At 64.2% G+C, this 21,797-nt stretch carries 24 protein-coding genes; 13 read left to right on the top strand and 11 right to left on the bottom strand.

The genetic code is table 11. The features are described from left to right. The first annotated feature begins 48 nt into the window (after positions 1-48). Entirely contained in the window at positions 49-462 is a 414-nt protein-coding gene (locus AC5I5I_RS10650) for a hypothetical protein (RefSeq protein WP_495972715.1), read from the top strand. Positions 463-492: 30 nt separating this feature from the next. Here AC5I5I_RS10650 and thpR read toward each other — a convergent pair whose 3' ends face one another. Together thpR and AC5I5I_RS10640 are read right to left on the bottom strand one after the other, a co-directional pair. After that, the gene (thpR, locus tag AC5I5I_RS10645; protein WP_495972713.1) at positions 493-1,050 is read right to left on the bottom strand and encodes an RNA 2',3'-cyclic phosphodiesterase; all 558 of its coding nucleotides are present in this window, start codon (positions 1,048-1,050) and stop codon (positions 493-495) included. 103 nt (positions 1,051-1,153) lie between these two features. Continuing rightward, positions 1,154-1,828: an arylesterase gene (locus tag AC5I5I_RS10640; protein ID WP_495972711.1), complete on the bottom strand. Its 675-nt coding sequence runs from the start codon at positions 1,826-1,828 to the stop codon at positions 1,154-1,156. 63 nt (positions 1,829-1,891) lie between these two features. On the opposite strand from AC5I5I_RS10640, the gene AC5I5I_RS10635 reads away from it, so the two are divergent. From AC5I5I_RS10635 to AC5I5I_RS10615, 5 genes are all read left to right on the top strand, one after another. Beyond that, positions 1,892-2,620: an ABC transporter ATP-binding protein gene (locus AC5I5I_RS10635; RefSeq protein WP_495972709.1), complete on the top strand. Its 729-nt coding sequence runs from the start codon at positions 1,892-1,894 to the stop codon at positions 2,618-2,620. A gap of 25 nt (positions 2,621-2,645) precedes the next feature. Beyond that, on the top strand, positions 2,646-5,216 hold the full coding sequence (locus tag AC5I5I_RS10630; protein ID WP_495972707.1) for an ABC transporter permease: 2,571 nt from the start codon (positions 2,646-2,648) through the stop codon (positions 5,214-5,216). Positions 5,217-5,378: 162 nt separating this feature from the next. Next, positions 5,379-6,197 (top strand): Bax inhibitor-1/YccA family protein, encoded by an 819-nt coding sequence (locus AC5I5I_RS10625; protein WP_495972705.1) that lies wholly within the window; start codon positions 5,379-5,381, stop codon positions 6,195-6,197. 196 nt (positions 6,198-6,393) lie between these two features. Continuing rightward, complete coding sequence (locus tag AC5I5I_RS10620) at positions 6,394-7,164, top strand: Bax inhibitor-1/YccA family protein (protein WP_495972703.1); 771 nt, start codon at positions 6,394-6,396, stop codon at positions 7,162-7,164. Positions 7,165-7,265: 101 nt separating this feature from the next. Continuing rightward, positions 7,266-7,808, top strand: coding sequence for a GNAT family N-acetyltransferase (locus AC5I5I_RS10615; RefSeq protein WP_495972701.1), 543 nt, complete (start codon positions 7,266-7,268; stop codon positions 7,806-7,808). On the opposite strand, the gene AC5I5I_RS10610 is transcribed toward AC5I5I_RS10615, so the two are convergent. From AC5I5I_RS10610 to acnA, 3 genes are all read right to left on the bottom strand, one after another. Then, positions 7,789-8,160, bottom strand: a complete 372-nt coding sequence (locus AC5I5I_RS10610) for a DUF2794 domain-containing protein (RefSeq protein ID WP_495972699.1) — start codon at positions 8,158-8,160, stop codon at positions 7,789-7,791. The genes AC5I5I_RS10615 and AC5I5I_RS10610 overlap by 20 nt on opposite strands. Before the next feature lie 389 nt (positions 8,161-8,549). Further along, positions 8,550-9,296 (bottom strand): DUF1223 domain-containing protein, encoded by a 747-nt coding sequence (locus tag AC5I5I_RS10605; RefSeq protein ID WP_495972697.1) that lies wholly within the window; start codon positions 9,294-9,296, stop codon positions 8,550-8,552. A 193-nt stretch (positions 9,297-9,489) separates the two neighbouring features. Next, the gene (gene acnA / locus AC5I5I_RS10600; RefSeq protein WP_495972695.1) at positions 9,490-12,195 is read right to left on the bottom strand and encodes an aconitate hydratase AcnA; all 2,706 of its coding nucleotides are present in this window, start codon (positions 12,193-12,195) and stop codon (positions 9,490-9,492) included. A 236-nt stretch (positions 12,196-12,431) separates the two neighbouring features. On the opposite strand from acnA, the gene ccmA reads away from it, so the two are divergent. The 5 genes from ccmA to AC5I5I_RS10575 all read left to right on the top strand — a co-directional run bounded on the left by ccmA (position 12,432) and on the right by AC5I5I_RS10575 (position 15,409). Then, positions 12,432-13,034: a heme ABC exporter ATP-binding protein CcmA gene (ccmA, locus tag AC5I5I_RS10595; protein WP_495972773.1), complete on the top strand. Its 603-nt coding sequence runs from the start codon at positions 12,432-12,434 to the stop codon at positions 13,032-13,034. Further along, positions 13,031-13,699 carry a heme exporter protein CcmB gene (ccmB, locus tag AC5I5I_RS10590; protein ID WP_495972693.1) on the top strand — a complete coding sequence of 223 codons (669 nt, stop codon included), beginning with the start codon at positions 13,031-13,033 and terminating at the stop codon, positions 13,697-13,699. Before ccmA ends, ccmB begins: the two co-directional genes overlap by 4 nt. 155 nt (positions 13,700-13,854) lie before the next feature. After that, entirely contained in the window at positions 13,855-14,589 is a 735-nt protein-coding gene (locus AC5I5I_RS10585) for a heme ABC transporter permease (protein WP_495972691.1), read from the top strand. A gap of 8 nt (positions 14,590-14,597) precedes the next feature. Further along, positions 14,598-14,819 carry a heme exporter protein CcmD gene (ccmD, locus tag AC5I5I_RS10580; RefSeq protein WP_495758426.1) on the top strand — a complete coding sequence of 74 codons (222 nt, stop codon included), beginning with the start codon at positions 14,598-14,600 and terminating at the stop codon, positions 14,817-14,819. Further along, positions 14,816-15,409: a DsbE family thiol:disulfide interchange protein gene (locus AC5I5I_RS10575; protein WP_495758425.1), complete on the top strand. Its 594-nt coding sequence runs from the start codon at positions 14,816-14,818 to the stop codon at positions 15,407-15,409. The genes ccmD and AC5I5I_RS10575 overlap by 4 nt, the downstream gene beginning before the upstream one ends. 14 nt (positions 15,410-15,423) lie before the next feature. Here AC5I5I_RS10575 and AC5I5I_RS10570 read toward each other — a convergent pair whose 3' ends face one another. The 3 genes from AC5I5I_RS10570 to ftsY are packed head-to-tail and all read right to left on the bottom strand — an operon-like array spanning position 15,424 to position 17,653. Then, positions 15,424-16,110 (bottom strand): DJ-1/PfpI family protein, encoded by a 687-nt coding sequence (locus tag AC5I5I_RS10570; RefSeq protein WP_495758424.1) that lies wholly within the window; start codon positions 16,108-16,110, stop codon positions 15,424-15,426. Positions 16,111-16,133: 23 nt separating this feature from the next. Continuing rightward, positions 16,134-16,703, bottom strand: coding sequence for a septation protein A (locus AC5I5I_RS10565; protein WP_495758423.1), 570 nt, complete (start codon positions 16,701-16,703; stop codon positions 16,134-16,136). Positions 16,704-16,708: 5 nt separating this feature from the next. Beyond that, entirely contained in the window at positions 16,709-17,653 is a 945-nt protein-coding gene (ftsY, locus tag AC5I5I_RS10560; RefSeq protein ID WP_495972688.1) for a signal recognition particle-docking protein FtsY, read from the bottom strand. 25 nt (positions 17,654-17,678) lie between these two features. Here ftsY and AC5I5I_RS10555 point away from each other — a divergent pair, with 25 nt between their 5' ends. Then, entirely contained in the window at positions 17,679-18,425 is a 747-nt protein-coding gene (locus tag AC5I5I_RS10555; protein ID WP_495972686.1) for an RluA family pseudouridine synthase, read from the top strand. On the opposite strand, the gene AC5I5I_RS10550 is transcribed toward AC5I5I_RS10555, so the two are convergent. From AC5I5I_RS10550 to dapF, 3 genes are read right to left on the bottom strand one after another with little or no spacing between them, the layout of a single operon-like run. Then, entirely contained in the window at positions 18,403-18,819 is a 417-nt protein-coding gene (locus AC5I5I_RS10550) for a MaoC family dehydratase (RefSeq protein WP_495972684.1), read from the bottom strand. The genes AC5I5I_RS10555 and AC5I5I_RS10550 overlap by 23 nt on opposite strands. A 4-nt stretch (positions 18,820-18,823) precedes the next feature. Then, positions 18,824-20,095: a tRNA (N(6)-L-threonylcarbamoyladenosine(37)-C(2))-methylthiotransferase MtaB gene (gene mtaB / locus AC5I5I_RS10545; RefSeq protein WP_495972682.1), complete on the bottom strand. Its 1,272-nt coding sequence runs from the start codon at positions 20,093-20,095 to the stop codon at positions 18,824-18,826. Then, on the bottom strand, positions 20,092-20,970 hold the full coding sequence (gene dapF, locus AC5I5I_RS10540; protein ID WP_495972680.1) for a diaminopimelate epimerase: 879 nt from the start codon (positions 20,968-20,970) through the stop codon (positions 20,092-20,094). Before dapF ends, mtaB begins: the two co-directional genes overlap by 4 nt. A gap of 171 nt (positions 20,971-21,141) precedes the next feature. On the opposite strand from dapF, the gene AC5I5I_RS10535 reads away from it, so the two are divergent. Next, positions 21,142-21,765 (top strand): GyrI-like domain-containing protein, encoded by a 624-nt coding sequence (locus AC5I5I_RS10535; protein ID WP_495972678.1) that lies wholly within the window; start codon positions 21,142-21,144, stop codon positions 21,763-21,765. The last annotated feature ends 32 nt before the right edge of the window (positions 21,766-21,797 follow it).

Raw genomic sequence — 21,797 nt, 5'->3', positions numbered from 1 at the left:
TCCGTTCCCGGCGCAAGCTGTCGCCCTCTCAAGGGAAAAGGGCGCAGCATGACCAGCAACGGCTATGACATCAGGGTGCTGCCCGCCTGCAGCATGGAAGACCATCACGCGCATCTGCTGCGTCTAGATTATCTCGACCGCTGCCTGTTCTTCGCGAACGGCAACGACGATCATGCGGTCGACGCGCATTGCCTGCGGCTCTTGTCCTCGCAGGCGATCGTGATCGGCGCCTATGAGCAGGGGCGCCTGCGCGCCAGTGTCGAGATCATCCCGGACCGCGGATGCAAGCGCGCCGCGGCGACATTGATCGCGGAACCCGATTATCAGACCGACGATCTCGCCCAGGTGATGATGAAGCGCGCCAGCGACGAAGCGAGGAAGCACGGCCTCGACCGTCTCGATATGGTCGCCATGACCGGCGAGCCGCATACCATCCGGTCGCAGATGGCAAGGTTCGGCTGACACCCGGCGGTCGTTGCCGGGCCTGACCAGTCAAACCGCCCGCTTCGCCGGCATCGCCACGAGCGGATAGGCTTCTTCGACCACATACGGCCCGCCGCCGACCGAGTCGCGCGACGAATACAGCACGAAGCGCTCCACGCTAAACGGCGCCGAGCGGAACGATGCCCGTTCGGTCAGATAATCCGCGACCTGCCGGCTCGACGAATCGCGCAATCGGGCGAGCGTCACATGCGGCGTGAATTTGCGGCCCTCGGGCGCGAGGCCGACCCGCTGCATCAACCGCTCGATCTCGGCCTGCAGATCCATCAGCGCCTGCGACGGCGCGACATTGGCATATACCGATCGCGGCTTGCGGCCGCCGAACGCGGCCAACCCGTCGAGCCGCAATTCGAACGGCGTTCGATCCACGCCATCGAGGATCGAAGCCACGTCGTTCGCCACACTGGCGTCGATGTCGCCGATGAAGCGCAGCGTGATGTGATAATTCTCGGGATCGATCCAGCGCGCACCCGGAAGTCCGCCGCGCAGGAAGGACAGCATCTGCCCGACATTCGCGGGAATCTCGATCGCGGTGAAAAGGCGCGGCATCGAGAACCTCCCATTTCCGTCACGTGCTGGACGTGACAATCGCGTGACAAAACGCAGCAGGGCTGCGCACAACAAGAACGGATTCGCCGAAGCGGCGCAAGCGTTAGCTTGGCGCCCGCGTTTTCGCGCGCGCGATCAGCTCTTCGACTTTCGGCAGTATCCCATCGACAATGATCTGCACGCCGGCTCCGTTCGGATGAACGCCATCGCGCAAGGCAAGCTTGGGATCGGCGGCGACGCCCTCCAGAAAGAACGGATAGAACACCACGTCATATTTCTGCGCGAGCGCCGGAAAGATCGCTTCATATTCGCGGACATACTCGGCGCCCATGTTGGGGGCGGCGCGCATGCCGCTCAGCAGCACCGGAATATTGCGCGCCTTCAGTTTCGCAAGAATGTCGTCCAGCGCCTGCCGCGTTACCTTGGGCTCGACCCCGCGCAGCATGTCGTTCGCGCCGAGTTCGACGATCACCGCATCGGTTCCGTCGGCGATCGACCAGTCGACCCGCGACAATCCGCCCGACGCGGTGTCGCCGGAGACCCCGGCATTCTCGACCTCGACATTGTGGCCCTTGGCCTTCAGCGCGCGTTCGAGCGCCGCGGGGAAGGCGTCCTGCGCGGACAGGCCGTAGCCGGCGGTGAGCGAATCGCCGAAAGCCACGATCTTCAGAGGCGATCCTTTTGCAGGCGTCTGCGCGGCAACCGGCGTCGCGAGTGTGGCAGCGAAACCAGCCAGCGCGAGTGCCGTAACTTTGAGCCTATGGACTAAACTCGTCATCGCACCATATGGACCTGATCGGACCCGGATCCTGCCATATCGTCCTGCGAAGCAAAGATTTCAATGCAGCAACACCAAGCGCCTGCCGGAACCGCCGTCACCCTGTCCGGCGTCAATCTGTCGCTCGGCAGCGGTGCAGCCCGGGTTCACATTCTCAAGGATATCGATCTGACCATCGGCCGCGGCGAGGCAATCGGCCTGGTCGGGCCCTCGGGCTCGGGCAAATCGACGCTGCTGATGGTGCTCGCCGGCCTGGAGCGCGCCGATACCGGATCGATCGTGGTCGCCGGCGAAGACCTGCGCCGCCTGAACGAGGATGCGCTGGCGCGCTTTCGCGGCCGCAATGTCGGCATCGTCTTCCAGTCCTTTCATCTGATCCCGACCATGACGGCGCTCGAGAATGTGGCGGTGCCGCTCGAACTTGCCGGTGTGCCGGACGCCCATGACCGCGCCGCCGCCGAGTTGGCCGGCGTGGGACTGAAGGAGCGGCTGTCGCATTATCCCGCGCAACTGTCCGGCGGCGAACAGCAGCGCGTGGCGCTTGCGCGCGCGCTGGCTCCCAATCCCGCAATCCTGGTCGCCGACGAACCGACCGGCAATCTCGACGAGAAGACCGGGTCGCAAGTGGTCGAGCTTTTGTTCAAGGGTCACGTCGATCGCGGCATGACCCTGATCCTGGTCACGCATGATCCCTCGCTCGCGCGCCGCTGCCGGCGTGTCGTGCGGCTGCGGTCCGGCCGCATCGAAAACGATGCCGCGCCGGAAGCAGTGCGCGAGGCCGCAAGCGCATGAGCCTGACCTTGATGAGGCCGAACCCGTGAGTCTGGTTGCGACTCCAGCGCGGCAGAGCGGCTGGTCGTTGCCGCTGCGATTTGCCATGCGCGAATTGCGCGGCGGGTTGCGCGGATTCTACGTTCTGATCTTCTGCATCGGACTGGGCGTGATGGCGATCGCGGGCGTCGGCTCGCTGGCCGAAAGCCTTGCCGGTGGGCTTGCGCGTGAAGGCCGCACCATTCTCGGCGGCGATGTATCCTTCGCGCTGTTTCATCGCGAAGCCAATGCAGAGGAACGCGCTCTGCTGGCGCGCTACGGCCGCGTGTCCGATGCAGCAACCTTGCGCGCGATGGCCCGCGCCTCCGGCAACCGCCAGGCGCTGGTCGAGATCAAGGCGGTGGACGGCGCCTACCCGCTTTACGGCACACCGGTGCTGGAGCCTGCGATGCCGCTTTCCGACGCGCTCGCCACTCGCGGTGGTGTGTTCGGCGCGGCCGTCGATATCGCGCTGCTGACGCGTCTCGATCTCAAGGTCGGCGACCGTATCGAGGTCGGCAAGGCGCCGATCGAAATCCGCGCGGTGTTGCGCGGCGAACCGGACAAGCTGGCCGGCGGCATTGGCTTTGGCCCACGCCTGCTGGTGAACATCGACGCGCTGCGCGCCACCGATCTGCTGCAGCCCGGCAGCCTGGTACGCTGGCATTACCGCGTTGCGCTCGACGGCAATGACGCGAGCGATGCCGCTGTCAAAACGCTGACCGCCGACGCCGAGAAACAATTTCCCGATGCCGGATGGGAAATCCGCTCGCGCGACAATGCCTCCCCGCAGCTCGAACGCAATATCGAGCGCTTCACCCAATTCCTGACGCTGGTCGGTTTGACCGCGCTTCTGGTCGGCGGCGTCGGTGTTGCCAATGCCGTGCGCAGCCATCTCGAACGGCGCCGCGATACCATCGCCACCATGAAGTCGCTGGGGGCGACCGGCGGCCGCATCTTCGCGATCTATCTGGTGCAGGTGATGGCGATCGCCGCCATCGGCACCGCCGCCGGACTCGCCATCGGGGCCGCGCTGCCATTCGTGATCGCCTGGACGTTCGGCGCGATCCTGCCGCTGCCGGTCGACCCGGCTCTGCAATGGACGCAGCTCGCGCTCGCCGCGATGTTCGGATTGCTGACCGCGCTGGCCTTCGCGCTGTGGCCGCTCGGCCGCGCGCATGACATCCCGGTCTCGGCGCTGTTCCGGGAAGCGGTCAGCGGCCGATGGAGCCTGCCGCGCAGGTCCTATCTCGTCGCCGCCACGGCGGTAACGCTGGCTCTGGCTGCGCTCTCGATACTGCTTGCTTATGACAAGCGGATCGCCACGTTTTTCGTAGTCGCATCGGCCGCGACGTTCCTCGTTCTTTACGTGATCGCCTGGTTGATCATGCGGCTTGCGGCGAAGCTGCCGCACTCGAAGATCACCGCGCTACGGCTCGCGGTCGCAAATATCCACCGCCCGGGCGCGCTGACGACGTCGGTCGTGCTTTCGCTTGGCCTAGGTCTCGCGGTGCTGGTGATCGTTGTCCAGATCGACGGCAATCTGCGACGGCAATTCCAGGACGCCTTGCCGGAACGTTCGCCGGCTTTCTTTTTCGTCGACATTCAGAACGCCGATGCCGCCCGCTTTGACGACTTCATCCGCAAGACCGTGCCCGATGCCACACTCGGACGCGAGCCGATGCTGCGCGGACGCATCGTCGCGGCCAACGGCGTCAAGGCCGAGGAATTGAAGGCGTCCCCACAGGCCGCCTGGGCGCTGCAGAGCGACCGCGGCATTACCTATGCGGCCGACGTCCCGAAAGGCTCGCGGGTGATCGAAGGCGAGTGGTGGCCGGCCGATTATCAGGGCCCTCCCCTACTCTCGATGGAAAAGCGTATCGCTGACGGTCTCGGCCTGAAGATCGGGGATACGCTAACCGTCAACGTGCTCGGCCGCAACATCACCGCCAAGATCGCCAATCTGCGGATGGTCGACTGGCAGAGCCTCGGCATCAACTTCGTGCTGGTCTATTCGCCGAACGCGTTTCGCGGCGCGCCGCACACCCATATCGCCACCCTGACGTTCCCGGGCGACACCACGGCGCAGCAGGACGCCGCGATCCTGCGCGAGATGGCGACGGCGTTTCCGGCGGTGACCACGGTGCGGGTCAAGGATGCGATCCAGGCGGTGGGATCGGTTGTTTCAAATCTTGTGCTGGCGATCCGGGGCGCCAGCGTGATTACCCTGATCTCGGCGGCGCTAGTGCTGGCGGGCGCGCTAGCGGCGAGCCACCACAACCGGGTTTACGACGCCATCATCCTCAAAACGCTGGGCGCCACCCGCGGCCGGCTGATTTCGGCCTATGCCCTGGAATATACCCTGCTGGGGCTGGCGACCGGGCTGTTCGGCGTCCTGGCCGGGTCGGTGGCGGCCTGGCTGGTCGTCACCCGGATCATGAACCTGTCATTTGTCTGGCTGCCGGGCCCGGCGCTGGCGGCCGCGGCCGGCGCGCTGGCGGTCACGGTGGTATTCGGGCTGGCCGGCACCTTCAGCGCACTTGGGCAGAAGCCCGCATCGGTATTGCGAAACCTGTAGCTTTGCGACATCTAGCCGCGTCGGTTGGTCTGATCTGCGACGTTCGCGACAGAGTATTTTTACCGCAATCCCCTGTATCATCAGGAAAGCTTCGCCATATGAGCGACTGACGTCGCGCGATAGGGCGATGAATTTTGGGGCGACAACTCAGGGAGTTCGATGATGTCGGACTTTGATCGAAACGCGGCCACCTATGACAGGGCCGCCGGGCGCGCAACAACCGCGGTCATTGACCAAGGTCTGCGCTCCTACATGCTGCACGTCTACAATTACATGGTGCTCGGCCTGGCCATCACCGGCTTTGCCGCGCTCGGCATCTACATGCTGTCGGTTACCGGCGACGCCGCGGCGGCCGCCAAGGTGATGCGAAACGGCGCGGAGCTGCCGGCTGCCATCCGTGGCGGCCTGTTCCTGACGCCGATCGGCTACACCATCTTCGTCAGTCCGCTGAAGTGGGTCATCATGCTGTCGCCGCTGGCGCTGGTATTCGCGCTCAGCTTCGGCATGGAGCGGATGCGTCCGGCCACGGCGCAGATGCTGTTCTGGGTGTTCGCGGCGCTGATGGGCATCTCGCTCGGCTCGATCTTCATGGTCTATACGCAGACCTCGATCACCCGGGTGTTCTTCATCACCGCGGCGACCTTCGGCGCACTCAGCCTGTGGGGCTACACCACGCAGCGGGATATTTCCGGCTGGGGCTCGTTCCTGTTCATGGGCCTGATCGGCGTGATCCTTGCCTCGCTGGTGAACCTGATCTGGCCGAACGGCATGCTGCAGTTCGTGATTTCGGTCGTCGGCGTCCTGGTGTTCGCAGGCCTCACCGCCTACGACACCCAGCGCCTGAAGAACGAGTATGTCTACGGGCAGATGGAAGGCGAGGCACGGGAGCGGTCGGCCATCATGGGCGCGCTGTCGCTGTACCTCAACTTCATCAATCTCTTCACGCTGCTGCTGCAACTGCTCGGACAGCGCGAGGAATAGCGGCCCGTCGGCTGCGCCGACCGATACCACGTTACAAAGAGTTAAGGGGCCCGGACGATTCCGGGCCCTTTTTCGTTGCAAAGGCCAAGCGCCGCTGGAAACCGGGGCCAAGGTTCCTTATGTTCGCGGCGAGTGTGGCCGCCCGCCGGGTGGCCTGCCGGCCCGGCGGTATCCGGGCTTTTGAAAGGGTTTTCCCATGTCCGATTTCGATCGGAATGCCGCCGCCACCCGCGGTGGCTATGCGGACCGCACGGTCGCCTATGATGCCGGCCTGCGCGCGCACATGATCCGCGTCTACAACTACATGGCCTCGGCAGTCGCACTGACCGGTGTCGTGGCGTACCTCACCTTCCAGATGGTCGGCGGCAATTCCATCTCCGTCGTTGGCGGAAAGATCAGCGGGCTCACCCCGCTCGGTCAGTTCCTGTTCGGCGGCCCGTTCATGTGGGTGCTGATGCTGGCGCCGCTCGCGATGGTGCTGGTGCTGAGCTTCGGGATCCAGCGGCTGTCCGCCGGCACCGCGGCGCTGCTGTTCTATGTCTATGCCGGCATCCTCGGCGTGTCGCTGGCGACGATCTTCATCGTCTACACCGCGAACTCGATCGCCAACGTGTTCTTCATCTCGGCGGCGGCATTCGGTGCGCTCAGCCTGTATGGCTACACGACCAAGCGCGACCTCTCGCCGATCGGCTCGTTCCTGATCATGGGCTTGTTCGGGGTGATCATCGCCTCGCTGGTGAATATCTGGCTGAAGTCGGACGCGATGTCGTTCATCATCTCGATCGTCGGCGTGCTGGTGTTCGCCGGGCTGACCGCCTGGGACACCCAGAAGATCAAGGAGATGTACTCAGCCTCCGACGACGCGCAATCGGCCGGCCGCAAGGCCGTGATGGGCGCGCTGTCGCTCTATCTGGACTTCATCAACCTGTTCCTGATGCTGTTGCGCCTGTTCGGTGGCCGCCGCTAAGGCGGACAGCACAAACCGAAACGCAAAACGCCCCGGCTCCTGCCGGGGCGTTTTCGTTTTTGCTATGCTGACCTGAACCCGGTTCGACCTCCGCCGCAACCATGTCGCCGATCACAATCCGGCCGGTTCAACCGGACGATATCCAGGGCATCACCGCGATCTATGCGCATGCCGTCACGCACGGCACCGCGTCATTCGAGACCGAGCCGCCAAGCGAGTCCGAGATGGACCATCGCCGCAGGACGCTGGAAAACGGCGGCTTTCCGTATGTCGTCGCCGACATTGCCGGCCGGATCGCCGGCTATGCCTATGCCGGACCCTACCGGACGCGGATCGCCTATCGCTACACAGTCGAGGACAGCGTCTATATCCATCAGGATGCTCAGCGGAAGGGGATCGGCCGCATGCTGCTGACCGAGCTGCTGACCCGGGCCGAGGCGCGGGGTTTTCGTCAGATGATCGCGGTGATCGGCGATTCGGCGCAAACCGCCTCTATCGCGTTGCACCGTTCTCTCGGCTTCACAGCCGTCGGCACCTTCACCGATATCGGCTTCAAGCACGGTCGCTGGCTGGACTCGGTTCTAATGCAGCGCGCGCTGGGAGACGGTGCCAGCACGCCTCCCGTCACCCCGCAACCAGACTGAGCTTCTTGTCGAACACCCGCAGGACGCGGTCGAGTTCGTGCCCGCGCCGCATGATCAGCCCGGTGGCCGAGATCACGCTGAAAGCGCCCTGCCGGCGCGACAGCTTCGGGTTTTTCTCGATACGATAGATCGGAACTTCGGACGAGCGCCGGAACACCGAGAACACCGCGCGGTCCTTCATGAAATCGATGGCGTAATCGCGCCACTCACCGTCCGCGACCATGCGCCCGTACACCTGCAGGATCCGGTCGAGTTCGCGGCGGTCGAACCTGACCTCTGCGGGAGCCGATGCCGTCGCGCCGGGCACGCCCCCCGATCGCGCGCTGGGTTCGGTATCGCCCGTCAGACTCATGGGCGCCTCCTTCCTTCTGTGACAGGATGATGATTGCCGCTGGCGCGCGTGACCGCAAGACCCGCATCCGGAAGCCGGCGCGTGTCAGCGAATAAATTTGCGCAAGCCTTTCAATCGATGCGCTGAGAAGCCGCAGTCACGGCTTCGTGCAGGGAACCACAATAAGGCCCAAATTCGGTCCAGCGCCCGCCCCTAAGGATAGCGATCTTGGATACTCAAGACCCGATCCGGAACGAGCTCCGGATCCTCAGCCCCCCAGCCCCCCGGGGTTCCAACGGATCGGGTCGTTTGTATCGCGTACGTTTTGAGTACCGCGTACGGTTCAATCCCCAACGCTTCAAGGCCGGCTTCGCGCCGGCCTTTTTTTCGCGCTGCCTGCTGACAGATCGTTATTGCAGAGACGCCGTGGTCGCGCCGTGGACTCCACCCGGCGCATCGGGCTTGCCGGCCTGCACCAGGATCGCGACCGCATCGAATTTCCCCTTCGCGAGGATCTCGGACACGGATTTGGACAGGACCAGTTCTTCGCCCTTCCAGTCGCCGAGCTTGATCCAGCCACGCACGACATTGGTATAGGTCACGCTCTGCCCGCGGTTCTCACCGCGCCCGATATGCACGGCAACTGTCTTGGCCAGCGGACATAACCAGACTTCGCCGGACTGCCCCGGCTGACTTGCCGCCGGGATCGATACCTGAAGCTTGCCATCGGCAACGGTCGCCTTCACCGGCAGTTGCTGACGCTGTGCATTGGTGCGTGCCTGCTTGATGGCGCGCTCAATGGCACCCTTGTCGCTGCCAAGCACATGCGTGGTGCCGTTGATCACGACCTGCGGCGTATAGATCGCACGGTCGCCGCGTACGCCCGCATAACCGCGTTGCCGCTTGACGTGTCCCGGCAGCGCCAGCGTGTCCTTCCAGCCGAGATAGTCCCAATAATCCACGGACAGACTCATCGGCAGGATCGACGGATCCTGGGAGAGCTCGCTGAGCAACTTGTCGGCGGCAGGGCAGGAGGAGCATCCCTGGCTCGTAAACAGCTCGACCACCACCTTCGAGTCACCTGCGGCAACCGGCGTACCGGTCATCCAGGCCGCGCAAACGGCAACGACGACAGCAAGGGAATTGCGCTGGATCATGCTGACTTTCTGGTTTCTTGGCCGGCTTGTTCTTGGCCGCACGTGCCCCGCACTGGCAATTTGATGATGCGCCCACTTAACCGGCTGGGGCGCCATCCGCCACTCAATTTGGAGTGACATCGTTAAGGAGAAATTCCGTTGCCGGAACAGTGAATAGAGCGGTCCGGCGCCCGATGGCGCCGGACCTTGCCCGTCAGGCCGCGAGCTGCCGCAGCACGTATTGCAGAATGCCGCCGTTTTTGAAGTATTCGAGCTCGTCCAGCGTGTCGATGCGGCAAATCAGCGGCACGGTTTTCACACTGCCGTCAGCCATCTTAATTTCTGCGGTCACCTTCTGGCGCGGCCGCAAATCTTCAAGCCCGCGGATCGTGACGGTCTCGCTGCCCTTCAGTCCAAGCGTCTGCCATGACGTCCCCTCTTCGAACACGAGTGGGAGAACGCCCATGCCAACCAGATTGGACCGATGGATGCGCTCGAAGGACTGCGTGATCACCGCCCGGATGCCGAGCAGAACGGTGCCCTTCGCCGCCCAGTCACGCGAGGAACCGGTGCCATATTCCTTGCCGGCGAAGACAACGAGCGGGACCTTCTCCTGCTTGTAGCGCATGGCGGCGTCGTAGATCGGCATCTGCTCGCCGTCGGGATAATGAATCGTCACGCCGCCTTCGACACCCGGCACCATCTGGTTCTTGATGCGGATATTGGCGAAGGTGCCGCGCATCATCACCTCGTGATTGCCGCGGCGGGTGCCGTACTGGTTGAAGTCGATCGGCTTCACGTTGTGATCGATGAGGTACTTGCCGGCCGGCGAGGCCTGCTTGATCGAACCGGCCGGGGAGATGTGATCGGTCGTGATCGAGTCGAGGAAGAGCCCGAGGATATGCGCGTTCATCACATCGGTCAGCGGCGTCGGACGCGGCTGCAATCCGACGAAATACGGCGGATTCTGCACATAGGTGGAGTTGTTGTCCCACGCATAGGTCAGGCCGCCTGGCACGTCGATCTTGCGCCAGTTGGCGTCGCCCTTGAACACGTTGGCGTATTTCTTCGCGAACACTTTCTTGGTGACGTTCTTGCGGATGAACGTGTCGATCTCCTTGGTGGTCGGCCAGATGTCCTTGAGCATGACCTTCTTGCCGGCCTTGTCGAAGCCGATCGGCTCCTTGGCAAGATCCTTCTGCATCGAGCCGGCGATGGCATAGGCGACGACCAGCGGCGGCGAGGCGAGATAATTGGCGCGCACATCCGCATTCACGCGGCCTTCGAAGTTGCGGTTGCCGGACAGCACAGCCGCCGCAACCAGATCGTTGTCGTTGATGGCTTTCGAAATCTCCTCCGGCAGCGGGCCTGAATTGCCGATGCAGGTGGTGCAGCCATAGCCGACGAGATTGAAGCCGAGCTTGTCGAGGTCCTTCTGCAGTCCCGAGCTTGCGAGATATTCGCCGACGACCTGGGAGCCAGGCGCGAGCGAGGTCTTCACCCAGGGCTTCGACGTCAGACCCTTGGCCGCCGCCTTCCGGGCCAAAAGACCCGCGCCGATCATCACGCTCGGGTTGGACGTGTTGGTGCAGGACGTGATCGCGGCGATCACCACGTCGCCGTTGCCGAGATCGTGCTCGCGGCCGTTCACCGGCACGCGGGTCGAGAGATCGCCGGCCTTCTTGAATTCCTTGTCCATCGCCGCCGCGAATTCGGTCTGCACGGCTTTCAGCGGCACGCGATCCTGCGGACGCTTCGGTCCGGCGAGCGAGGGCTCGACCTTGCCGAGATCGAGTTTCAGCACATCCGTGAAGGCCGGGTCCTTGGTCTCGGGCGTGAGATACATCCCCTGCGCCTTGGAATAAGCGGCGACCAGCTTGACCCGCTCTTCGTTGCGGTTGGTATCGCGCAGATACTTCACGGTCTGTCCGTCGACCGGGAAGAAGCCGCAGGTCGCACCATATTCCGGCGCCATGTTGCCGATGGTGGCGCGATCCGCGATCGACAAATCGAGAACGCCGGGGCCGAAGAATTCCACGAACTTTCCGACTACGCCGCGCTTGCGCAGCATCTCAACCACGGTCAGCACGAGGTCGGTGGCGGTCACGCCTTCCTTCAACTTGCCGGTCAGCTTGAAGCCGACCACTTCCGGCAGCAGCATCGACAGCGGCTGACCCAGCATCGCGGCTTCCGCCTCGATGCCGCCGACGCCCCAGCCCAGCACCGCCATGCCGTTGACCATGGTGGTGTGCGAGTCGGTGCCGACCAGTGTGTCGGGATAGGCGATTTCGGCTGTGACCGGCTTGCCGCCGACCTTCAGCTTGCTCTTCTTGCCGGTCCAGACAACCTGGGAGAGATATTCGAGATTGACCTGGTGGCAGATGCCGGTGCCGGGCGGCACCACGCGGAAATTGTCGAACGCCTTCTGCGCCCATTTCAGGAATTTGTAGCGTTCCTGGTTCTGCTTGTATTCCTCATCGACATTCAGCTTGAACGCGGAATTGTTGCCGAAGAAATTCACGATCACCGAATGGTCGATGACCAGATCGACCGGCACCAGCGGGTTGATCTTCTGCGGGTCGCCGCCGAGCAGATTCATCGCATCGCGCATCGCCGCGAGATCGACCACCGCCGGCACGCCGGTGAAGTCCTGCATCAGCACGCGCGCCGGGCGGAAGGCGATTTCCCGGTCGGAGGATTTGGACTTGAGCCAGGCCGCCACCGCCAGGATGTCCTCCTTGGTGACCGTCCGACCGTCCTCGTTGCGCAGCAGATTTTCCAGCAGCACCTTCATCGAGAAGGGCAGCCGGGAAATTCCCTTCAGCCCGTTCTTTTCGGCGACGGGCAGGCTGTAATAGGCGTAGGTCTTGGCGCCGACTTTCAGGGTTCGGGCACAATTGAAACTGTCGAGCGAGGTCATGGATGGATCTTCCGTTTGGCGTTCCAGCTCTCACGAATCGGAGCTAACGTGCTGGGAACACGAAGCTTTTTCCGGGCGCGCCGGCGCGGCACCAAGGATTGGCGAGAAGCGGTCTAATCTGCGAGCTTATAAATTCTTTTTCGGCGATCTGCCATATGAACCCAAGGCTTCAACAACAATGCGGCGCATGTGTCGCGCCCTCGCCGCAGCCGGATGTCGCATAAGTGGCTGATACGATGATCCTTTCGGCGGAGGCCCTGTGCTGCCAGCGGGGCGGACGCTCGATTTTCGAAGGGCTCGGATTTTCCGTCGCGGGCGGCGAAGCGCTGCTGGTGACCGGGCGAAACGGCGCCGGCAAGTCGTCGCTGCTGCGGATGATCGCAGGCCTGCTGCGAATCGCCGGCGGCACCCTGTCGCTTGCCGGCGGCGATGCCGAGCGCAGCATCGGCGAACAAGCGCATTATCTCGGGCACAGCGACGCGCTGAAGCCGGCGCTCACGGTCGAGGAAAATCTCGTCTTCTGGACCGCATGGCTCGGCGGTGGCGGAGAGCCGCACGAATCGCTGGCCGCAGTCGGGCTCGATAGCCTGTCCGGGTTGCCGGCGGCCTATCTCTCGGCCGGGCAGAAACGCCGCCTCTCGATCGCGCGTTTGGTCGCGGTCAAACGTCCGCTTTGGCTGCTCGACGAGCCGACGTCCGCGCTCGATACCGCGTCGCAGGCGGTGCTGCTCGAGCTGATGCGCGGGCACCTGGCGGGCGGCGGGATGATCATCGCCGCCACGCATCTTCCGCTCGGGATCGAAGGCGCACGCGAGCTTCGGCTGGAGCGCGCCGCATGAGCGCGCTCAGGGCCCTGTTCATGCGCGACATCCGGATCGCGATCCGGATCGGCGGCGGCGCGATGATAGGCGTCCTGTTCTTTATGACAGTTGTGACGCTGATGCCGTTCGCGATCGGTCCCGATCTCGCGCTGCTGCAGCGCATCGGGCCGGCGATCCTGTGGCTGGGCGCATTGCTGGCCAGCCTGCTGGCGCTCGACCGGCTGCTCTCGGCCGATCAGGAGGATGGATCGCTCGACCTGCTGGTGATGGGGACGGCGCCGCTCGAACTCGCGGTCGCAGTCAAGGCGCTGGCCCATTGGCTCACCACCGCGCTGCCGCTGGTCGTGGTGTCGCCGCTGCTGTCGCTGTTTCTCAATCTCGATCTCGCAGCGACCGGTGCGGTCGCCGCCACGTTGCTGGTCGGAACCCCGGCGCTGACCTTCATCGGGCTGATCGGGGCTGGCCTGACCGTGACGCTCCGCCGCGGCGGCCTGCTGCTGCCGGTGCTGATCCTGCCGCTGGCGGTGCCGGTGCTGATTTTCGGGGTATCGGCCTCGAATGCCGCAGTGATCGGCCCGGTACCGTTTGGCACGCCGTTCACGATCCTCTGCGCGCTGACGCTGATGTCGCTGGTGGTCGGGCCGTTCGCCGCGGCGGCGGCGCTGCGTGCGGGGCAGGAATAACGTTCCCGACCGCGAGCGATCACGAATCCGTGTTCGGAGGCAGCGTCCGGTCCTGCCACTGCGACACAGGGTGGCAGGGCCCGGTGTGACACAGTTTGGCAGGACGCCGGACAGGTCATGACGGCCGATTGGATTGTGTATAAATAGCGGACACCATGGCCCTGATCGACCTCGCCAATCCGACCCGCTTCCTGTCGCTGTCCGGGCGTATCCTGCCCTGGCTCGCGGCGGCGACTGCGCTTTGTTTCGCTTGGGGTTTCTGGCTCGCCGCCGGTGCGCCGGACGATTACCAGCAGGGCGCGACGGTCAAGATCATGTTCATCCACGTGCCGTCCGCCTGGCTCGCCATGATGGGGTGGATGGTGATGAGCGTTGCGGCGCTCGGCACGCTGGTGTGGCGGCATCCGCTGGCGGACATGGCCGGCAAGGCCGCAGCCCCGATCGGCGCCGCCTTCACCCTCATCTGCCTGATCACCGGCTCGCTCTGGGGCCGGCCGATGTGGGGCACCTATTGGGTGTGGGACGCACGGCTGACGTCGGTCTTCGTGCTGTTCCTGATGTATCTCGGCGTCATCGTGCTTTGGCGCACCGTCGAGGATCCGACCCGCGCGGGCCGCGCCGCTGCGATCCTGACGCTGGTTGGCGCCATCAACATTCCGATCATCAAGTTTTCGGTCGATTGGTGGAACACACTGCACCAGCCGGCATCGGTGGTGAAGATGAGCGGCCCCGCCATTCATCCGACCATTCTCATGCCGCTGCTGGTGATGGCGCTGGCATTCACGCTTTTGTTTTTCACGCTGCATTTTGGGGCAATGCGCAATGAAATCCTCAAGCGCCGCGTCCGCTCGATGCAGTTGATGCAGGCGGAAGCCGCACCCGGACGATGAGCTGAGCAATGATCATGGATCTCGGACCGCACGCCACGTTCATCATCGCTTCCTACGCCGCGAGCGCCATTATTCTGGCGATCCTGATCGGCTGGATCGTGATCGAGAATCGCACGCTGAAACGCACCCTGGCGGATCTCGAATCACGCGGCATCAGGCGCCGCTCCGACGAGTCGAAGTCCGGATCGAAGCCCGACGCCCGCAAGCCCGTGGCACATTCCCTCGCATGAGCACGGCATCCGAACCCGCCAGCGGCGGGATGCGCCGCAAGCTTCTTGTCGCGCTGCCGCTGATCCTGTTCCTCGCACTCGCGGCCTTGTTTCTTTACCGCCTCGGCGCCGGCGATCCCTCGCGCATTCCCTCCGCGCTGATCGGCCGCGAAGCGCCGGTTGGCGAACTTCCGCCAGTGCTCGGGCTGGTGTCGGACGGCAAGCCGGTCCCCACGCTCAACGGGGCGGACTTCAAGGGCAATGTCACGCTCGTGAATGTGTGGGCGTCGTGGTGCGTGCCCTGCCACGACGAGGTGCCGCAACTCGAGGAACTGGCGAAGGACAAACGCATTCGCCTGGTCGGCATCAATTACAAGGATCAGCCGGACAATGCGCGCCGCTTCATCGGCCGCTATGGCAACCCGTTCGCCGCGGTCGGCGCCGATCCGAATGGACGCGCGGCGATCGAATGGGGCGTCTATGGCGTGCCGGAAACATTCGTTGTCGGCCGCGACGGCCGCATCTCATACAAGCTGGTCGGGCCGATCACCGAGCAGAATCTGAAAGCGGTCCTGATGCCCGCGATCGAGAAGGCGCTGGCAGCGAATTAACTCTGGTGGGTTGTTCAGCCCTGTCTCGCCTTGAGCGCTTGCGCAGCTTGCACCACCAATGCTTCGCGCCTTTCGCGTCGGGGCCGGCCCATCTCCCTCGCCGCGGCGACAATATGCGGCGGTGAGGTAAAAGGCGTCCCGCCGGCGAATGGCGGCGCCGGATCGTATTCGATCATGAGCTGGATCTGCTGCGCGACGTCCTGCCCCTTTACATCGGCGACGACCTTGAACGCCGCGTCGATCCCGGAGGTCACGCCACCCGACGTGTAGAATTTGCCATCGACGGTCATGCGCTCGTCGGAAGGAATCGCACCAAAATGCGCGAGCAGATCGCGCGCTTGCCAATGCCCACCGGCACGGCGACCCGTGAGCATTCCGGCGGCTGCGAGCAGGAACGAGCCCGTGCAAATGCCGAACACGTATTTGGCGCGTTCGGCTTCGCGACGGACATAAGCCAGCCATGTCTCGTCCAGCATCGCGGTGTCGATCCCGGTGCCGCCGGGAATGACAAGGATATCGCTCGGCTTCGCGGTGTCGCGGGTCTGGGTCGGCAGCAGGGTGAGCCCGCGATCGGTGCGCACCGGGTCCATCGACGCCGCCACGAGATCGAGCGTCCAGCCCGGCACAAGCGCCAGCACCTGATGCGGGCCGGTGATGTCGAGCTGCACCATATCCGGCACGATGACGATGTTGACCTGCATGATGCGGCTCCTTTCGCGGGCGATCAGCCCTGCGCCTCGTCCGGCTTGGCGTATTTCTGCAAGACGGGAAACTGCGCCAGCGCGTACACAAGCGTCAGCGGGATAAAGCCGAACGTCTTGAAGGCGACCCAGAAGTCCGTGGTCTGAGTCCGCCACACGATCTCGTTCACGATCGCCATTGCGACGAAGAACACGATCCAGCGGATGGTGAGAATACGCCAGCCTTCTTCGGTGAGGTGGAAGGCGGAATCGAATGCGATTTCCAGAAACGGTTGCTTCAGGATCAGGCCTGCGGTCAGCACACCGGCGAACAGCAGATAGATGATCGTGGTCTTGAGTTTGACGAAGGTCGGGTCGTGCAACCAGATCGTGAGCCCGCCGAACACCAGCACAACGGCGCCCGTCACCAGCGTCATCACCGGGAAGCGCCGGATGAGCGCATAGGAGACCGCGACCGATAGCACGAAAGCGGCCATGAAAGCCGCCGTCGCCCAGAAAATTCCGGCGCGTCCGTTCACGACAAAGAACAGGATCAGCGGCCCGAAATCGAGCGCGAGCTTCACAAACGGATTGAGCTGGGCTTTCTGTTCCATGACCTTCAGTCCTCAATCCCCGCCATCGCCCGCGCAAAATCTCGCGCCGTGAACGGCTGCAGATCGTCGACCCCTTCGCCGACGCCGATGAAATGAACCGGCATTTTGAATTTTTCGGCGATCGCGACAAGGATGCCGCCGCGCGCGGTGCCGTCGAGTTTGGTCATCACCAGGCCGGTGACATTCGCGCTCTTGCCGAAGGCCTCGACCTGCGAAATCGCATTCTGTCCGACGGTCGCGTCGAGCACCAGCAACACGGCATGCGGCGCGGTGGCGTCGACCTTCTTCATCACGCGGATTACCTTCTCCAGCTCCTCCATCAGCTCGGTGCGATTCTGCAGCCGCCCGGCGGTGTCGATCAGCAGCACGTCGACGCCTTCGGCCCTGGCGGCGGTGACCGCATCGAAAGCGATGCCGGCGGCGTCCGCCCCCTGCTCCCGCGCAATAACCTTGGCGCCGACCCGGCCGCCCCAGATTTTCAGTTGTTCGATCGCCGCCGCGCGAAAGGTGTCACCGGCGGCCAGCATCACCGTGCGGCCTTCGGCCGCGAATTTCGACGCAAGCTTGCCGATGGTCGTGGTCTTCCCCGAACCGTTCACGCCGGCGACCAGAATGACGAACGGCTTCGCACCCTCGATCTTCAGCGGCTTCGCGACCGGCAGCAGCACTTTCTCGACTTCTTCGGCGATAATGGACTTGAGACCCTCGGCATCGAGATTCTGCGCGTAGCGGCCCTGCCCGATCACGTCGCTGATCCGCGCCGCGGTCGCGAGCCCGAGATCGGCGCCGATCATCGCCTCCTCGATCGCATCAAGCGAGGCATTGTCGAGCCGGCGCTTGGTGACGAGGCCGGTGATCGCGGTTCCGAGCGAGCCGGAACTCCGCTTCAGGCCGGAGCTGAGCTTCTTCCACCAGCTGGTGGGTTGTTCTTCTGTGCTGCTGTCATTCATGGGCGGCCGTGATAGCGGTTTACGCATGACACCGGAAGAGATGGTAACGCGGCTTCTGTACCGCGACGGGCTGATGCTGGTGCTCGACAAGCCGGCCGGGCTGCCGGTGCATCGTGGGCCGAAAGGTGCTGCAAGCAAGGCGGCCGGCATCGCGGGCGCGTTACAGGACCATTTCGACGCGTTGCGCTTCGGCCTGCCGCGGGCGCCCGAACTCGCACACCGGCTCGACCGGGAGACCGCCGGCTGCCTGGTCCTGGGCCGACACCGCAAGGCATTGGCGACGCTCGGCGATCTGTTCAAGGAGGGCAAGGTCGGCAAGACCTATTGGGCGGTGGTCGAGGGCGGTCCGGAAGCGGATCAGGGGACGATCGACCTCCCATTGGGCCGCAGGGACCAATCCCGCGGCTGGTGGATGAAGGTCGACCCGGCGGGACAGCCGAGCCTCACAACCTGGACGGTGATGGGGCGCGCGGCTGCGCCCGGAGCCCAACCCCTGACCTGGCTCGCGCTCGAACCGGTCACCGGCCGCACCCACCAACTCCGCGTCCACTGTCAGGCGATGGGCTGGCCGATCCTTGGCGACAGCATATACGGCACCGCGCCGCGTTCCGGAGGACCGGGACTACATCTGCTGTCGCGCGAAATCGTGGTCCCGCTCTACAAGAACCGCGATCCGGTTCGCGTCACCGCACCCGTGCCGCCGCAGATGCGCGACGCGTTGATGGCGTGCGGATGGAAAGAGGAAACGGCTACAGCTTGTCCGCCAGCATGACGCGGCCGGTAGCGGCGACAGCAAGTTCGCCCTTTTCGTTGGTCACGCGACCTTTCATGTCGACCACATCACGGCCCGCAGCGGTCGCATTTACCTCGACGACCTCCCAGGTCAGCGTGATCGTCTCATCGGCATAAACCGCCTTGTGAAAACGGATCGAGAAATCGAGCCCCACCGCTTCGCTGCGCGCGGTGAAATAGGTCGCAGGCAATGCCATCAGATGTGCGGCCATCTGCGTGCCGCTGACGATGAGTTTCTTGTAGCGGCTATTCGCGGCCGCATCCTCGTCGAGATGCAGCGGATTGAAATCCCGCGCGGCGCGCGAGAATGCCTTCGCCTCGCCGGGCGTCATGGTCAGTGTTTCGGAAAAGGTCTCACCGACACGCGCTCGCATGACGTCACGCCGCAATCAGATGGCGGCCGTCATGCGCGGAAATGCTCACGTCGACAATGCTGCCCACCGGCGCGCCGCCGCCAAAGCGCACTGGCGTGAACTGCGCGGTTCGCGCGATACCGCCGCGCTCGATCAGCACGCTGCGGATGTGACCGACTTCGCCGTCGAGATGGCGACGCAACGCGACCGCAGCCTTCTCACGCAGCCTGCGAGCGCGGTCCTTCACCATCTCGCGCGGAACCGGAGGCATGCGCGCAGCCGGCGTTCCCGGCCGCGGCGAGAATGGAAACACGTGCAAATGGGTGACGCCGCATTCGTCCACGATATCAAGTGAACGCGCAAACATCGCTTCGGTTTCGGTCGGAAAGCCGGCGATGATGTCGGCCCCGAACACCACATCGGGCCGCAACCGCCGCACCTGATCGCAAAATGCAATCGCGTCGCCGCGCAGATGCCGTCGCTTCATCCGCTTCAGGATCATGTCATCACCCGCCTGCAACGACAGATGCAGATGCGGCATCAGCCGCTGCTCCGCCGCCAGCGCATCGAGCAGATCGGAATCCGCTTCGACGGAATCGATCGAAGAGAGACGCAGCCGCTCGAGCTCCGGCACATGCTTCAGGATCTGCTTCACCAGTACGCCAAGCTTCGGCGCGCCGGGTAGCGTCTGGCCATAGCTGGTGATGTCGACTCCGGTGAGAACGATTTCGCGATAGCCGTTTTCGACCAGCTTGCGGACCTGCGTGACGATCTCTCCCATCGGCACCGAGCGCGAATTGCCGCGGCCATACGGGATGATGCAGAAGGTGCAGCGATGGTCGCAGCCATTCTGGATCTGTACCGTCGCCCGCGCGCGTCCCTCGATCCCGTCGATCAGGTGAAGTGCCGTTTCGCGCGCGGCCATGATATCGTTGACGACGATTTTTTCTTCCGCGTCGATCCCGAAGGCGCCGCGCGCGAAGGCCGCCTGCGTCTCGCGCCAGGCCGAAAGGTCGAACTTCTCGGTGTTGCCGACGACGCGATCGACCTCCGGCATCGCGGCGAAGGTCGCAGGTTCGGTCTGCGCCGCGCAGCCGGTCACCACGATGCGCGAATCGGGCTTCTCACGGCGAAGCCTGCGGATAGTCTGGCGGGCCTGCCGCACCGCTTCCGCCGTCACCGCGCAGGTATTCACCACCACCGCATCGGTCAGCCCGGCCTCATGCGCCTTGTTGCGCATGATTTCGGATTCATGCGTGTTCAGGCGGCAGCCGAAGGTGACGATCTCCACGCTCATGCGGGCGCCTTTGCCGCGAACAGCGCCGGATCGAAGGTGCCGTCGTATTCGAACGCGACGCCGCCGGTCATCAACACATGGTCGTCGCGCTCGCGCCACTCGATCATCAGTTCGCCGCCCGGCAGCGACATGCGGACCTTGCGGTCCGTTCGCTTGAGGCGGGCGGCGGCGACGGCGGTCGCGCACGCCGCCGAGCCGCAAGCTTTCGTCAGGCCGGCGCCGCGCTCCCACGTGCGCATGACTATATGTTGTGGCGACTTGATCGCGGCCAACGTGATGTTGGCGCGTTCGGGAAAAACCGGATGGTTTTCGAGCAGCGGACCCAGCTTTTCAAGCTCGTAGACGTATGGATCCTCGACCCAGAACACCGCGTGAGGATTGCCCATATTGACCACCGAGGGCGTGTGCAGGACCGGAGCATCGATCGGCCCGATCTGCAATTCGATCCCCCGCGTGTCGCGGAACTCCTCGGCCAGCGGAATCTCCTGCCAGCCGAAGCGCGGCTTGCCCATGTCGACGGTGAAGGTGCCCGGCTCCGGCCCGCGCCAGCAATTGATTAGCCCGGCTTTGGTCTCGAAGGTCAGCGCGTCCTTGCCGGTTTCCTCAAACATGATCGAGGCGACGCAGCGCATGCCGTTACCGCAGGCGCCGGATTCCGAACCGTCATTGTTGAAGATGCGCACGAAGCTCTCGGTTCCGGCCGCGCGCGGCGGATAGAGCGCCATCAGCTGGTCGTAGGGCGCGCCGGCGGGCGAAGCGACCGCCCGCGCATCCTCGGCCGTGATCGGCTGCGCCTGCGCGCGCATGTCGACCACGACGATCTCGTTGCCGATGCCGTTCATCTTGACGAAGGGTTTGTTGGCGAGCGCGCTCATGCCGGATGCCGCTGGAATGCCTGAATGCTGCCTATATGGGGCAATCGGCCGCTCTTGACCACCCGCGCGGTTCCATGCGGCCGGTGCGGAATGGCCGGCGCCGTGGCGGGGTTCGACATGAAAAGGTCTGCATCCGCGCCATAAGGGTGAAGCCCTCAAGGAGATCATGACATGCTGTCCCGCCGTTCGCTGGCCGCCGCCGCCCTGGCACTGGCGCTCGCGATCCATCCGGGGCTGGCCGCTCAGGCGCAGCAGGAGGATGTGTTCGGCGCCGAGATCACGCTGCCGGAGCAGACCGTCGTCTATCTGCAGGGCACCGGCACCTGGGACACCGCCTATGAGACGGTGGTCGAGGCCTTCAAGACGGTGCACGAATATATCGACAAGCGCGGGCTCAAGCCCGACGGCGCCGCGATGATGGTCTATACCGGCGCCGACGATACCGGCTTCGATTTCCGCGCCGCGGTGCCGGTGATGGGTCCGTTCGACAATCCGCCCAAGGGCGACATGGCGGTCGGCACCTCGCCCACCGGCAAGGCCTACAAGTTCGTCCATCGCGGCGCCTATGACGGGATGGAAAACCTGTACGAGGCGATCACCAATTTCTTCGACGAGAAGAACCTGGAACCGGGCGACCTGTTCATCGAGCGCTATGTCACCGATCCGCGCACCACGCCGGAAGACGAACTGGTGATCGAGGTGATTTTCCCGGTGCGGAGCGAAGGCCCGGCCGAGGCCCCGAGCTCCCCGGAGACCGTGCCCGCGCCGGATGAAACCCAGCCGAAGCCGCAGTAACAAGCCTGTTTGAGCGGTTTCCTTGACTTCGG

The organism is Pseudorhodoplanes sp. (genome assembly GCF_059499825.1).
Note: the sequence above shows the minus strand (reverse complement) of the source record. Positions and strands in the feature narration are given on the sequence as shown.

Excerpts from the sequence above, each read along its gene's own strand:
- AC5I5I_RS10650 (WP_495972715.1), top strand. The coding sequence starts at position 49 with ATGACCAGCAACGGCTATGACATCAGGGTGCTGCCCGCCTGCAGCATG.
- thpR (WP_495972713.1), bottom strand. The coding sequence starts at position 1,050 with ATGCCGCGCCTTTTCACCGCGATCGAGATTCCCGCGAATGTCGGGCAG.
- AC5I5I_RS10640 (WP_495972711.1), bottom strand. The coding sequence starts at position 1,828 with ATGACGAGTTTAGTCCATAGGCTCAAAGTTACGGCACTCGCGCTGGCT.
- AC5I5I_RS10635 (WP_495972709.1), top strand. The coding sequence starts at position 1,892 with ATGCAGCAACACCAAGCGCCTGCCGGAACCGCCGTCACCCTGTCCGGC.
- AC5I5I_RS10625 (WP_495972705.1), top strand. The coding sequence starts at position 5,379 with ATGTCGGACTTTGATCGAAACGCGGCCACCTATGACAGGGCCGCCGGG.
- AC5I5I_RS10620 (WP_495972703.1), top strand. The coding sequence starts at position 6,394 with ATGTCCGATTTCGATCGGAATGCCGCCGCCACCCGCGGTGGCTATGCG.
- AC5I5I_RS10615 (WP_495972701.1), top strand. The coding sequence starts at position 7,266 with ATGTCGCCGATCACAATCCGGCCGGTTCAACCGGACGATATCCAGGGC.
- AC5I5I_RS10610 (WP_495972699.1), bottom strand. The coding sequence starts at position 8,160 with ATGAGTCTGACGGGCGATACCGAACCCAGCGCGCGATCGGGGGGCGTG.
- AC5I5I_RS10605 (WP_495972697.1), bottom strand. The coding sequence starts at position 9,296 with ATGATCCAGCGCAATTCCCTTGCTGTCGTCGTTGCCGTTTGCGCGGCC.
- acnA (WP_495972695.1), bottom strand. The coding sequence starts at position 12,195 with ATGACCTCGCTCGACAGTTTCAATTGTGCCCGAACCCTGAAAGTCGGC.
- ccmA (WP_495972773.1), top strand. The coding sequence starts at position 12,432 with ATGATCCTTTCGGCGGAGGCCCTGTGCTGCCAGCGGGGCGGACGCTCG.
- ccmB (WP_495972693.1), top strand. The coding sequence starts at position 13,031 with ATGAGCGCGCTCAGGGCCCTGTTCATGCGCGACATCCGGATCGCGATC.
- AC5I5I_RS10585 (WP_495972691.1), top strand. The coding sequence starts at position 13,855 with ATGGCCCTGATCGACCTCGCCAATCCGACCCGCTTCCTGTCGCTGTCC.
- ccmD (WP_495758426.1), top strand. The coding sequence starts at position 14,598 with ATGATCATGGATCTCGGACCGCACGCCACGTTCATCATCGCTTCCTAC.
- AC5I5I_RS10575 (WP_495758425.1), top strand. The coding sequence starts at position 14,816 with ATGAGCACGGCATCCGAACCCGCCAGCGGCGGGATGCGCCGCAAGCTT.
- AC5I5I_RS10570 (WP_495758424.1), bottom strand. The coding sequence starts at position 16,110 with ATGCAGGTCAACATCGTCATCGTGCCGGATATGGTGCAGCTCGACATC.
- AC5I5I_RS10565 (WP_495758423.1), bottom strand. The coding sequence starts at position 16,703 with ATGGAACAGAAAGCCCAGCTCAATCCGTTTGTGAAGCTCGCGCTCGAT.
- ftsY (WP_495972688.1), bottom strand. The coding sequence starts at position 17,653 with ATGAATGACAGCAGCACAGAAGAACAACCCACCAGCTGGTGGAAGAAG.
- AC5I5I_RS10555 (WP_495972686.1), top strand. The coding sequence starts at position 17,679 with ATGACACCGGAAGAGATGGTAACGCGGCTTCTGTACCGCGACGGGCTG.
- AC5I5I_RS10550 (WP_495972684.1), bottom strand. The coding sequence starts at position 18,819 with ATGCGAGCGCGTGTCGGTGAGACCTTTTCCGAAACACTGACCATGACG.
- mtaB (WP_495972682.1), bottom strand. The coding sequence starts at position 20,095 with ATGAGCGTGGAGATCGTCACCTTCGGCTGCCGCCTGAACACGCATGAA.
- dapF (WP_495972680.1), bottom strand. The coding sequence starts at position 20,970 with ATGAGCGCGCTCGCCAACAAACCCTTCGTCAAGATGAACGGCATCGGC.
- AC5I5I_RS10535 (WP_495972678.1), top strand. The coding sequence starts at position 21,142 with ATGCTGTCCCGCCGTTCGCTGGCCGCCGCCGCCCTGGCACTGGCGCTC.